The 12676-nt window shown below is 38.7% G+C and carries 13 protein-coding genes; 7 read left to right on the top strand and 6 right to left on the bottom strand.

Annotated elements, in window-relative coordinates; genetic code table 11:
* The first annotated feature begins 12 nt into the window (after positions 1 to 12).
* The 5 genes from dapE (at position 13) to cpdA (ending at position 3974) form a co-directional block, all read left to right on the top strand.
* Entirely contained in the window at positions 13 to 1152 is a 1140-nt protein-coding gene (dapE, locus tag HBL79_RS04000) for a succinyl-diaminopimelate desuccinylase (protein WP_035685136.1), read from the top strand.
* Positions 1152 to 1838 carry a M15 family metallopeptidase gene (locus HBL79_RS04005; protein WP_035685133.1) on the top strand — a complete coding sequence of 229 codons (687 nt, stop codon included), beginning with the start codon at positions 1152 to 1154 and terminating at the stop codon, positions 1836 to 1838. The genes dapE and HBL79_RS04005 overlap by 1 nt, the downstream gene beginning before the upstream one ends.
* A 19-nt stretch (positions 1839 to 1857) precedes the next feature.
* Positions 1858 to 2265: a phosphate-starvation-inducible protein PsiE gene (gene psiE, locus HBL79_RS04010; RefSeq protein ID WP_017807221.1), complete on the top strand. Its 408-nt coding sequence runs from the start codon at positions 1858 to 1860 to the stop codon at positions 2263 to 2265.
* Between the two features lie 119 nt (positions 2266 to 2384).
* The gene (nudF, locus tag HBL79_RS04015) at positions 2385 to 3011 is read left to right on the top strand and encodes an ADP-ribose diphosphatase (RefSeq protein WP_017807222.1); all 627 of its coding nucleotides are present in this window, start codon (positions 2385 to 2387) and stop codon (positions 3009 to 3011) included.
* Between the two features lie 132 nt (positions 3012 to 3143).
* Entirely contained in the window at positions 3144 to 3974 is an 831-nt protein-coding gene (gene cpdA / locus HBL79_RS04020) for a 3',5'-cyclic-AMP phosphodiesterase (RefSeq protein ID WP_017807223.1), read from the top strand.
* A gap of 62 nt (positions 3975 to 4036) precedes the next feature.
* On the opposite strand, the gene HBL79_RS04025 is transcribed toward cpdA, so the two are convergent.
* From HBL79_RS04025 to HBL79_RS04035, 3 genes are read right to left on the bottom strand one after another with little or no spacing between them, the layout of a single operon-like run.
* Positions 4037 to 4327: a hypothetical protein gene (locus tag HBL79_RS04025; protein ID WP_035685130.1), complete on the bottom strand. Its 291-nt coding sequence runs from the start codon at positions 4325 to 4327 to the stop codon at positions 4037 to 4039.
* A gap of 60 nt (positions 4328 to 4387) precedes the next feature.
* Entirely contained in the window at positions 4388 to 4864 is a 477-nt protein-coding gene (locus HBL79_RS04030) for a lecithin retinol acyltransferase family protein (RefSeq protein ID WP_035685128.1), read from the bottom strand.
* 5 nt (positions 4865 to 4869) lie between these two features.
* Positions 4870 to 5262: a YkvA family protein gene (locus tag HBL79_RS04035; RefSeq protein WP_081637505.1), complete on the bottom strand. Its 393-nt coding sequence runs from the start codon at positions 5260 to 5262 to the stop codon at positions 4870 to 4872.
* Positions 5263 to 5388: 126 nt separating this feature from the next.
* Between HBL79_RS04035 and HBL79_RS04040 the strand changes: the two genes are divergently transcribed.
* The gene (locus HBL79_RS04040) at positions 5389 to 5790 is read left to right on the top strand and encodes a helix-turn-helix domain-containing protein (RefSeq protein WP_035685126.1); all 402 of its coding nucleotides are present in this window, start codon (positions 5389 to 5391) and stop codon (positions 5788 to 5790) included.
* A gap of 45 nt (positions 5791 to 5835) precedes the next feature.
* Here HBL79_RS04040 and HBL79_RS04045 read toward each other — a convergent pair whose 3' ends face one another.
* Positions 5836 to 7014: an FAD-dependent oxidoreductase gene (locus tag HBL79_RS04045; protein ID WP_035685285.1), complete on the bottom strand. Its 1179-nt coding sequence runs from the start codon at positions 7012 to 7014 to the stop codon at positions 5836 to 5838.
* Between the two features lie 208 nt (positions 7015 to 7222).
* On the opposite strand from HBL79_RS04045, the gene miaB reads away from it, so the two are divergent.
* The gene (gene miaB, locus HBL79_RS04050) at positions 7223 to 8647 is read left to right on the top strand and encodes a tRNA (N6-isopentenyl adenosine(37)-C2)-methylthiotransferase MiaB (protein WP_035685123.1); all 1425 of its coding nucleotides are present in this window, start codon (positions 7223 to 7225) and stop codon (positions 8645 to 8647) included.
* A gap of 60 nt (positions 8648 to 8707) precedes the next feature.
* On the opposite strand, the gene ppc is transcribed toward miaB, so the two are convergent.
* Together ppc and purR are read right to left on the bottom strand one after the other, a co-directional pair.
* Positions 8708 to 11347 (bottom strand): phosphoenolpyruvate carboxylase, encoded by a 2640-nt coding sequence (ppc, locus tag HBL79_RS04055; RefSeq protein ID WP_035685120.1) that lies wholly within the window; start codon positions 11345 to 11347, stop codon positions 8708 to 8710.
* A 190-nt stretch (positions 11348 to 11537) separates the two neighbouring features.
* Positions 11538 to 12548 carry an HTH-type transcriptional repressor PurR gene (gene purR / locus HBL79_RS04060; protein WP_035685118.1) on the bottom strand — a complete coding sequence of 337 codons (1011 nt, stop codon included), beginning with the start codon at positions 12546 to 12548 and terminating at the stop codon, positions 11538 to 11540.
* Positions 12549 to 12676 lie beyond the last annotated feature (128 nt).

Genomic DNA, 12676 nt, shown 5'->3' on the forward strand with positions numbered 1-12676 from the left:
AGGCAAAATAAAATGAAAAATTCGATCCTCAACTTAGCTCAACAGTTGATCCAGCGTCCCTCTATTAGTCCTGATGATCAAGGTTGTCAGCAGTTGATCGCAGAACGGTTAGAAAAATTAGGTTTTCATATCGAATGGCTTCCTTTTAACGACACACTAAATTTGTGGGCAACGCACGGTTCAGCTCGTCCTGTGGTGGCATTTGCGGGGCATACGGACGTTGTGCCAGTGGGTGATGAAAGCCAATGGCAATATCCGCCGTTTTCCGCAAAAATTGTGGACGATATGCTTTACGGACGTGGTGCAGCGGATATGAAAGGTTCGCTTGCCGCAATGATTGTGGCGGCAGAAAACTATGTAAAAGCTCACCCCGACCACGCAGGGACGATTGCATTGTTGATTACTTCCGATGAAGAAGCTGTCGCAAAAGATGGCACGGTTCGCGTGGTGGAAACCTTAATGGCTCGCGGTGAAGCCATTGATTATTGCCTTGTGGGCGAGCCTTCGAGCGCGAAAATTTTGGGCGATGTGGTGAAAAATGGTCGTCGCGGTTCGATTACGGGAAATCTGTATATTGAAGGCGTGCAAGGACACGTTGCCTATCCCCATTTGGCAGATAATCCTGTGCATAAATCCGTTGATTTTCTAAAAGAATTAACCACTTATCAATGGGATCAAGGCAATGAATTTTTCCCACCGACGAGCTTGCAAATTGCCAATATTCAAGCGGGAACGGGCAGTAATAATGTGATCCCTGGTGAGCTTTATGTGCAGTTTAATTTGCGTTATTGCACGGAAGTTACGGACGAAGTAATCAAGCAAACTGTGGAACAAATATTGAAAAAATATCAGCTTGATTATCGCATTGAGTGGAATTTATCGGGTAAGCCATTTTTAACAAAACCGGGTAAAATGGTGAATGCCGTGATGGATAGTTTAGAAAAAATTGTCAAAATTACCCCCGCACTTGAAACGGGTGGTGGCACGTCAGACGGACGCTTTATTGCCTTAATGGGCGCAGAAGTGGTGGAACTTGGGCCGTTAAATGCCACCATTCATAAAGTGAATGAATGCGTAAGTTGTCAAGATCTCGCCACTTTGGGCGACGTTTATCAGCAAATGTTAGTGAATTTGCTGAATAAGGACGCATAATGAAAGCGAGTTTTACACCTGCAATGCTCACGGGAAAATCGCGTGAGCATTTATCCCCTTTGCCTTGCCCGTTCTCAACACAACATTTTCTTCAGCCAGATGCCTTAAAAGCCTTTCAAGGCTTACAGCAAAGTGCGGTCAAAAATGGCTTCAATTTACAGCCTGCGAGTAGCTTTCGAGATTTCCAGCGTCAGCAAATGATTTGGAATGAGAAATTTGCGGGCAAGCGTAAAGTACATAATGATGAAGGACAAGCACTTGACTTATCTTGTTGTTCTGATTGGGAAAAATGCCAAGCGATTTTGCGTTGGTCAGCCTTGCCGGGGGGAAGCCGTCATCACTGGGGAACGGAAGTGGATATTTTTGATCCTGATTTATTGCCAGCAGATCAAAAATTACAACTTGAGCCTTGGGAATATGGTGAGAAAGGTTATTTTTTTGAGCTGAGTGAATGGCTAAAAGAAAATGTGCAAAAGTTTGATTTTTACTTCCCTTTTTCTCAAATGCCTGAGCGATTAAAAATCGGTATCGAGCCTTGGCATTTGAGCTATTTTCCTGTGGCAGAACTGACCCAGCAAGCCTTTACGCCAGAAATTTTATTGCAATCTTGGCAAGATGAAGATATTGCAGGAAAGCCCGTGCTAACGGCACAATTAACGCAAATTTTTAATCATTTTTTTATTTGAAATGTGAATAGGACGAAAAATGAGTGATAAAAATTATTTCCCACAAGCCATTTCCGCATTTTTGCAATGGGTGCTGAATATTTCCTTATTGGTGTTAGCCTTCATTTTGGTGGTCTTTTTAGCCAAAGAAACCTATGGCTTAATAATGGTGTTGTTTGAGCAATCCGAAGAAGCCTCTTATGTGTTGATTGAAAAAATCGTGGTGTACTTTTTGTATTTCGAGTTCCTCGCGTTAATCGTGAAATATTTCAAAACGGATTACCATTTTCCGCTACGTTATTTTTTGTATATCGGTATTACAGCGATGGTAAGGCTCATTATTGTAGATCATTCCAGTTCGATAAATACATTATTGTTTTCTGGGGCAATTCTTTTGATGGTTATTGCATTGTTTTTAGTTAGTACAGAACGATTGAAAAAAAGTTAAGCAATAAATAAAAATTTTTGTGAGCTAGTTCAAATTTCTTAATAAAAGTAAGATGAGTAGTATTTTTTTTATAAAAAACTGGCGTATCCTTAATAAGATAATTTTATAGGGAGAGTTTTATGGGGAAGTTGAAGCAGTTTTCTCAACAGGATATTCAAATTATCAAGGAAGAACCGCTTTATAACGGTTTTTTTCATTTAAAGAAAGTTTATTTTAGACATAAACTGTTTGCGGGTGGGGAAAGTGGCACCGTTACCCGTGAGTTATTAGTCAAAGGTGCGGCTTCTGTCGTGGTGGCTTATGATCCTGTAGAGGATAGCGTTGTTATGGTGGAACAAGTGCGAATTGGGGCTTATGATCCTCAATCCACGCAATCCCCTTGGTTATTGGAACTTATCGCGGGAATGGTGGAAGAAGGCGAACTGCCTAACGAAGTGGCACAGCGAGAAAGCCAAGAAGAAGCGGGTGTGCAAGTGGAACACTTACGCGAAGTAATGAGCTTTTGGGATAGCCCCGGCGGAATTGTGGAACGTATTCATCTGTTTGTTGGCAAAGTGGACAGCCGCAAAGCACAAGGCATTCACGGGCTTGCTGATGAAAACGAAGACATTCGCGTTCACGTTATCCCACGCCAAACTGCCTATGATTGGGTATGCAATGGCAATATTGATAATGGCTTAGCTGTAACAGGGCTATTATGGTTGCAGTTGAATTATCAATCGTTACAAAATGAATGGAATCAATAAATAATTTGAAACGCATTACCGTCGTTTAAGTTGAAAACAGCAACCTGTTGAGCCAAGTGAGTAAATCATGCTAGGCGGAATAACAGGCGATTATTTTGAACAAACGACAATCATAACAGAGGAGAACGTACTTTGGTGAATACTTATACATACCCAACGGAGAAAGATGTTGTTCGTTTGGTTCAGATTACCGATCCTCATCTGTTTAAGGACGAAAACGGTGAGTTGCTCGGCATTAACACCCAAGCGAGTTTCAACCAAGTTTTGCGTGAAATCACGCAAAGCCCATTTGATTATGAACTGGTACTAGCTACAGGCGATTTAGTGCAAGACAGCAGTAACGAGGGGTATCAACGTTTTTGTGAAAGCGTGCAATGTTTAGAGAAAACGGTTTTTTGGATACCGGGAAATCACGATTTTCAGCCAAAAATGTTTGATATTCTTAATCAAAACAATGGCAATATTAACCCGCTAAAACATTTACTTATTGGTAAACATTGGCAAATTTTAATGCTGGATAGTCAAGTATCTGGCGTACCACACGGACAGCTTGGACAATACCAAATCGATTGGCTACTTTCCAAATTACGCGATTACCCCGAACGCTATTCCCTCGTCGTGTTACATCATCATATTTTATCCACTAATTCAGCTTGGTTGGATCAACATAATTTACGCAACGCTCTTGATCTCGCTTACACCCTATCACCTTTTAGTAACGTGAAAGGCATTTTATACGGACATATCCACCAAGCGGTGGACAGCGAATGGCGAGGCTATAAAGTAATGGCAACCCCATCAACCTGTATTCAATTCAAGCCAGATAGCAACACCTTTGCTCTAGATACCTTACAACCCGGCTGGCGTGAAATTGAACTTTATTCTGATGGGCGTATTGAAAGCCGCGTAAAACGCATTCAACACGCACAATTTTTGCCGAATATGCTAAGTGAGGGGTATTAAAGCGGTAAAAAAATCTGCACTGTTTAGGTGCAGATTTTTTATAAATAGGTTATAAAATATATTTATTTTTTTGATAAAAGCTTAGATAAGATTACTCCACCAGCAGCTAATATGCCAGCACTTGCTATTCCATTTTGTAGATATTTCCCTAGATTTAAAGAGGTTACTTCATTGCTTTTTACGCAAGAAATTATCTTATATGAAGTGTGTGCGGTTTCTCTTTCTGCTTTGAAAATATTTTTTGCTTCTCTAACATTATTTGCAACAACTTTATATGTTGTAATGCTTGAATAACTGGAGTTATTTTTCATAGTCATTTGAGCTTTTATCGCAAATTCATATTTCTTATTCATATCTATATCTCTATCTTTTATTAATATAGGATATTGCAATGATTATTACTATAATTGCTGCTATTGTTCCAATGCTCGCCATTCATTTACTCCTAATTTTTTGCGTGCTGTTATTTTTAGTAAAGATAGCAATCGATCATTATTGTCAAGATTTCCAGTTATACAACTACTAGAAAATTGATGGCAGTTTCTCAGGAGTACATTATATTTTGTTCTTTTCCCTATTTGAGATAGAGCAAAATTACCAACTTTTTTGTTTCCGATAGCTTTGCCATTACAACAGGACACATATATTGTAATTGCAGAAGTTCCTTTAATAAAATCAGATAGAGAAACTTTTTTTATTTCACCATGCTTATTTAAGTGGACAACAGAATTATTTCCAACATATATACCTGAGTGCTCAATAAATCCTAATGCTAAATCACAATATAAAATAGAGCCAAATTCTGGTAAAACTTTATGTCTAAAAATATTATCAATAATTGACTCAGCTAAGTTATAAATAATATTGAAACTTAGTATCTTTTTTAACATAGAAGTTATTTAAACCAAGTTTTCATTTTCTCTTTTGCTTGTTTAACATGCTCATCTTTAATATGAGTCGCTATTGTGGTTAAGGCAGCAGCGATAACACTAAAGTCATCAGTATAGCCAACTATTGGAGCTACATCAGGAATCACATCTACAGGAAAAATAAAGTATCCTAAAGCTCCATATATAACGCCTTTTGCCCAGGTTGGGGTTTCTGGATCTTGAGCTGCATAATACATTTTCAGTGATGGTTCAATAACTTTTTTACCTGCTTTTTTTGCATAACCAGTTACTTTATCCCAAAAACTCTCATCTGAAAAATTTTTTGCGTACTCTTCAGAATCCTCGATTGGTTTTAGATGTTCTTTTTTATTTTCGATATCATCAGATTTGGATGTCATAATATAGCTCCTATACAAACACTATTTCTATAAAATCTGATAAAAATTGTATTGTAAAATTTATTATACTACAATGAACCAGAAGTTATGATTTTTACCGAGTTTGTTGTTGGAATAGAAATATTTATGAAAGTAAACGAAAAAATTCGTTTTTTGAGAGAATCAAAAAATTGGTCTCAAGAAGAAATGGCTAGTAAATTAGGTATGTCAACGCGAGGATATTCAAAAATTGAAAGAGGAGAAAGTAACTTGACTATTCCTAAATTAGAAAAAATTGTTGAAGTTTTTGATACTGATATTCTTGAAGTGATGTCTTTAGGAGAAAAAAATGTGGTTATGTTTAAAGAGAGTGGAAATAATCACAGCTTAAATATAATTAATCCTACATCTCAAGAGCTAGTTAATGAAGTGGCACAGTTAAAACAAACGATAGATCATCAGTTAGAATTATTACGACAGAAAGACCAAATCATAGAGCTACAAACTTCACAAATTAAAGCATTAGAAAAACTCATTGATAAATTGTAATGAGATAAGTCGTACGCTTATAAACAAAATGTGGCTAATAATCAATCATTTAATTAGCCCCAACGCATACTTCAACGCGTGTTTTTTCAATGGTATGGCTTTTTCTGCCATTAGTAAGGCTAGGTTTCGCAAGGCTTTGACGGGCAATAATTCCGTTTTAAAGCCTTTGTAAAATAAATCCATTGCCGATTGCATCATTAAATTATCTTTCAGGCGTAAATCTTGATATTTCTTCAGCACGTCATCAGCAGAAAAATCTTGCTGATTTTGCACCGCACTTTGTATTACCGATAATAAGGCTTTCACATCTTTAAACCCAAGATTGACCCCTTGCCCTGCTAGTGGGTTGATGGTGTGAGCGGCATCGCCGACAAGCACAATGCCTTGCTTAAAATATTGCTGTGCGTGGCGGCGGGTGAGGGCGAAGCTGCCCGCTTGTTGCACGTTGATTTTGCCTAATCGAGCGGGAAAGGCTTGCTCTATCGCTTGCGTTAATTTTTCTTTGGATAACTGTTTGAGTTGCTTGATTTTTTCAGGGCTGTCGTACCATACCAAACAGGCTTGTTGCCCTGTTAATGGCAACAAGGCTCTGGGGCCTGAGGGAAAAAATTGTTGCCAAGTGGTGTCTTGCTGAGGGAGTTCGGTATCCACTAACATTAATAAGCAATCTTGACGATATTGCCACCCCGTAATCCCAATGCCCGCAAGCTGACGGAATTGAGAATTTGCCCCGTCTGCGGCGATGACTAATGGAGCGGAATATTGTTCACCGTTATCCAAAAACAGTTGCCAATTTTGACCGCACTTTTCTGCACGTTGCACTTTCACGCCGATGCTACTTTGCACCTTGTCTAACTGGGATAGTGCTTGCCACAAGCCAAGCTGAATCACATTATTTTCCACCATATAGCCTAATTTATCGTAACCCAACTCTTCGCAACGAAAACGCGTTGCAAAGCCCTCAATTTCCCAAGTTTCTAAACCGCGATAAGGGCAGACTCGCATTTGTTCGATGAATTGCCAGCTTTGTAGCTGTTGCAATAATTGTACTGAAGCAAGGCTAATGGCAGAAATTCGTAGATCATAAGGGGAATGGGCGTGAAATTGCGGCAACGGTGAGGCTTCGATCAGATGAACATTCAGCCCAAGTTGCCCCAATCCTACGGCACAAGCCGCTCCCACCATTCCGCCGCCAACGATGATAATGTCTTTCTGATTTTCCATTTTTCCCTCTTTTATCTCTTTGTACGATTTGAGCCAAATTAAAAGTGCGGTGCTTTTTTGTGATAATTTTTCCATCGCATTTATGCTTCGCTAGTTTACCCCTAATGTTTAAAATTCAAAAGAAAAGATTATTTTAACTAGCCACCACCCGCACAAGTCGGTAAAATAGCCAGTTGATTTTTTACAGGTTAAACAGTTTAAATAAATTATGACGCAAAAATTACATATTAAAACGTGGGGCTGCCAAATGAACGAGTATGACAGCTCGAAAATGGCAGATTTATTAAACAGCACGCACGGTTTAGAGCTCACCGACATTCCCGAAGAAGCCGATGTGCTATTGCTCAACACTTGCTCCATTCGTGAAAAAGCACAAGAAAAAGTGTTCCACCAGTTGGGGCGTTGGAAGGAATTAAAGAAAAATAACCCCGCACTTGTGATCGGCGTGGGTGGTTGCGTGGCTTCGCAAGAGGGCGAGCATATTCGTAGCCGAGCCCCTTATGTGGATATTGTTTTCGGGCCGCAAACCTTACACCGCTTGCCAGAAATGATTAACAAAATTCGTGGCGGAAAAAGCTCAGTGGTGGACGTGAGTTTCCCTGAGATTGAGAAATTCGACCGCCTGCCAGAACCGCGAGCAGAGGGCCCTACGGCGTTTGTGTCAATTATGGAAGGCTGTAACAAATATTGCACCTTCTGCGTTGTGCCTTATACCCGTGGCGAAGAAGTGAGCCGTCCTCTTGATGACGTGTTGTTTGAAATTGCTCAACTTGCCGAGCAAGGCGTGCGTGAAGTGAATTTATTGGGGCAAAACGTGAATGCCTATCGTGGACCAACCCACGACGGAGGGATTTGCTCTTTTGCCGAATTACTGCGTTTAGTGGCAGCGATTGATGGTATCGACCGCGTTCGTTTTACCACCAGCCACCCGATTGAATTTACCGATGATATTATTGAGGTGTATGCAGATACGCCTGAGCTAGTCAGCTTTTTGCATCTCCCTGTGCAAAGCGGTTCAGATCGCATTTTGAATTTAATGAAGCGCGGCCATACAGCGTTGGAATATAAATCGATCATTCGCAAACTCAGAAAAGTGCGTCCTGAAATTCAAATCAGCTCAGATTTTATTGTCGGCTTCCCTGGTGAAACCGCACAGGATTTTGAAGACACAATGAACCTCATCGCTCAGGTGAATTTTGATATGAGCTTCAGCTTTATCTACTCTGCACGCCCTGGTACACCCGCGGCAGACATTCCTGATGATGTAAGTGAAGAAGAGAAAAAACAACGCCTTTATGTGCTACAACAACGCATTAACAACCAAGCGGCACAATATAGCCGAGCGATGTTAGGCACCGAGCAACGCGTGTTGGTGGAAGGCCCATCGAAAAAAGATTTAATGGAACTCACAGGACGCACGGAAACCAACCGTATCGTGAACTTTGTGGGTACGCCAGATATGATCGGCAAGTTTGTTGATATTAAAATCACCGATGTGTTCACCAACTCCCTGCGTGGTGATGTGGTTCGCACTGAAGATCAAATGGGACTTCGTGTTGTGCAATCCCCGCAAGCCGTAATCAACCGCACCCGTAAAGAAGATGAATTGGGTGTGGGGCATTATCAGGGATAAATTAGAATTTAATATAAAGATCAGCCACAATGTTGTCATTGTGGCTGAATAATAGATCAATTATCCTGTATTTCGCATACCAGCTGCAATGCCTGTGATTGTTATCATTAGGGCTTGTTCTACGTCAAAATTTTGGTGTTGTGGAAATTCTCTTAATCTACGTAGTAATTCTACTTGTAGTAAATTAAGTGGATCAGTGTAAATATTACGTAAGGCAATAGAGTCAGCTATCCAAGGTAAATCAGACATAAGTTGATCTTCGTGAGATAATGATAAAACAGTTTTTATATCTGCTTTTAATTGCTCTCGTAGTTCCTCTCCTAAGACCCAAAATTCAGGTTTTACTAAGTGTCTATCGTAGTATTCAGATAGCCAACTATCAGTTTTACTGAATACCATTTCTAACATTCCGATACGAGTAGAAAAAAATGGCCATTGTTTACACATTTCTTCAATTATATGTCCCTTTTTCTGCTCAATGACAAGACGTATAGATGCACCAGCTCCAAGCCAGGCAGGCAACATTAGTCGATTTTGCATCCAAGCGAAAATCCAAGGGATTGCACGTAGGCTTTCTACACCACCATTTGGGTTGCGTTTGGCTGGGCGAGAACCAAGAGGTAATTTAGAGAGTTCTTGTTCTGGTGTCGCAGAGCGGAAATAAGGAACAAAATCTTTATTTTCTCTAACGATACCACGGTAAATTTTGCAAGAAATAACGGCTAATTCATCCATAACCTCACGCCAGCTTGATTTAGGTTCGGGTGGTGGGAGTAAGTTAGCTTCTAAAATTGCACTGGCATAAAGTTCTAAACTTCCTACTGCTATAGCAGGCAAGCCTAATTTAAATCGTATCATTTCCCCTTGTTCTGTTGCTCTAAGACCATTTTTTAAAGAACGAGGGGGCTGAGAAAGCAATGCCGCGTGGGCTGGTGCTCCACCTCTACCTATTGTTCCTCCTCTACCATGGAATAATGTAAGTTCAATGCCGAGTTCATCACATAAATTAACTAATTGCTCTTGAGCACGATATTGCGCCCAAGAAGCGGCCATCATACCGGCATCTTTCGCACTGTCAGAGTATCCTATCATTACCATTTGTTTATTATTAATAACACCACGATACCACCCAATATTAAATAATTGACGCATCACTGTTTCTGAGGCCTCTAGATCATCAAGTGTTTCGAATAATGGAACGACAGGCAAATGATAAGGCAGACCACATTCTTTCAATAATAAATGTACAGCAAGTACATCGGATGCGGTGCGAGCCATTGAAATAATATAACAAGAAATAATACCTTCTTTTTGCTCTGAAATAACTTTACAAGTATCTAATATTTCTTGTGTTTCTTTAGAAGGCGTCCAATTTTGAGGTAATAGAGGACGACGAGAACTTAATTCACGAATGAGAAAGGCTTGTTTATCATCTTCTGTCCATTGTGAATAATCACCTAAGCCAATATAACGTGTAATTTCTGCAATGGCATCGCTATGTTTAGTACTTTCTTGGCGAATATCTAGTCTAGATAATGATAACCCGAAGCAACGAATTCTACGTAAGCAATCTAATAATGCACCATTAGCAATAATACGCATTCCACATTGGAGCAAAGATTGATAACAATCATAGAGAGGTTCCCATAATTGCTCATCTCGAGAAATTAAATCATTTTGATCAATGATAGATACTTTATTTTCTAAAAGGTCATTGTAATAAGAAACAGTTTTAATTAATTTTGTGCGTAATTCTTTTATGACGAAACGATAGGGTTCTAAATGAGAGCCATATTTTTCACGAAATTCAGATGTACATTCAATGACTGAAAGTTCATCAGCTAATAATTTGATATCCTCTAAAAAAAGTTCAGCTGCTTTACAGCGATTCATTAATAAAACTTGGCGTGTAGTTTGAGCTGTAACAAATGGATTTCCATCTCGATCTCCTCCCATCCAAGAAGAAAAACGTATAGGGGTAAGATCAATAGGAAATTGTATATTGTAATATTTTTCTAGATGGAAATTAACAATACGGCAGAAATCTGGGACGGCTTGCCATAAGCTATTCTCAATTACTGCCATTCCTGCTTTAGCTTCATCAACTGGCGTAGGGCGTTGTGTACGAATTTCGTTAGTATGCCAAACCAATGCGATTAATTGCATTAGCCGACGCTTCAATTTTGTTGTTTCAGCTTTAGTTAAATCATCGTGTTCAAGAAGACTTAAACAGCGATTAATTTCAATATATTTTTGTCCTAAAGAGCGTCGGGTAACTTCTGTAGGATGAGCAGTTAAGACTAACTCAATGAGTAATTTGTGTATTGACTCGAGAACTTTGTCTTGAGGAACGCCTTGTTCTTTTAATCGTTTAAACAGGGACTCTAAACTTCTGTTGGATGATTCTTGATCAATATGGTTGCGGGAAATAGTTTGATATTGCTCTGCAATATTTGTGAGGTTAAGAAAATGGCTGAATGCTTTGGCTACAGGAATAATTTTTTCATCAGAAATTGTTGCAAGTATTGTTAAGAGCTGTTGTCTAGATTCGTCATCTCCAGCTCGAGATTTTTTTGATAAAATACGAATGTTTTCAATCAGTTCAAGAATCTCTTTTCCTTGGGCATCGCAGATCGTTTCCCCAAGAAAGTGGCCGAGCATATTGATATTGTGGCGAAGTGTTGCATAGTGTTGAATCATAATGACCTCAATTAAATAAATTTATTGGCTAGATATAAGCAAAAATAAGAAAAAGGTCAAATATAAAAAACAGTACAGATGAAAAGTGCGGTACTTTTTTATATTTTTTTTAACATCTTTTATACAACCTTTAATAAGGTTATAAAATTGTTATTTTTAGAGAACATTTTCTTAGTATGTTCAAGGATTTTTATTTTTTATCTAAAGATTTCACTGATTTTCTAATCACTAATTCAGGATGAATTTCAATAACTTCATATTTTCCGGATTTATCACTAATTCGTTGAAATAATAAGTTAACTGCTTGAGCTCCCAAACGTGATTTTGATTGATGTATAGTCGTTAAAGGCGGGGAGTAAAAACGTGATGAATGAATATTATCATAACCAATAATAGAAATATCATCGGGGACTTTTAATCCTTTCTCTCCAATAGCTGAAATCGCACCTAGTGCCATTACATCATTACAGCAGAAAACAGCAGTAGGTAGATTATCTTGTGTCAAAATTCTATTCATACATTCGTAGCCATCTTCAGGTTCAAAAAAACCTTCCATAACCCAGAGAGGATTTATTTCAAGGTTTGCTTCTTTCATTGCTGTAACAAACCCCTCATAGCGTGTTCTGGCTGTTGTTTTGATAAGCTCTCCAGAAATAATGCCAATTTTTTTATGACCATTATCAATTAAGTATTTGGTGGCAAGGTATCCACCAATAAAGCTATTATCTTGGATAAGGTCTGTATTTTTACTATGCGGCCCCCAATCCATTACTACCATAGGTATATCAGTAAAATTTTCGAGTAGATCCAATGAATCCTGAATATATTCAGCACACATTACTAAAATTCCATCAACACGCTTTTTAGCAAGCATTTCTAAATGATTTTTGATTTTTTCAGGATTGTTTTGTGTATTGCATAAAAATAATGAGTAACCTTGTCGATAACAATGTTCTTCTACAGAATGAATAATTTCAGCAAAATAAGGTGCTTCACTTGTTGTGACAACCATTCCTATAGATCTTGTAGTATTTACTTTTAAACTTCGTGCTACTGCACTCGGAGAGTAATTTAGTACTCGAATGGCTTCTCTAACTTGCTTTTCTGTTTCTTCAGCAACAAAACGTGTTTTATTTATTACATGGGATACTGTTGTTGTAGAAACGCCCGCCATTTTCGCGACATCTTTAATTGTTGCCATAGTTCCTCCAAAAAATTTGGCAATATTATAAAGATCAGAATGGAATTGTTAAGGGCTATCAATGAAAAATTTGTCACTGAATCACAAGTTATTGATGAGCCAACTTAAATAATGAAATTCTTTTTCAT

Source organism: Avibacterium paragallinarum (assembly GCF_011765605.1).
GTDB classification, from domain to species: Bacteria; Pseudomonadota; Gammaproteobacteria; order Enterobacterales; family Pasteurellaceae; genus Avibacterium; species Avibacterium paragallinarum.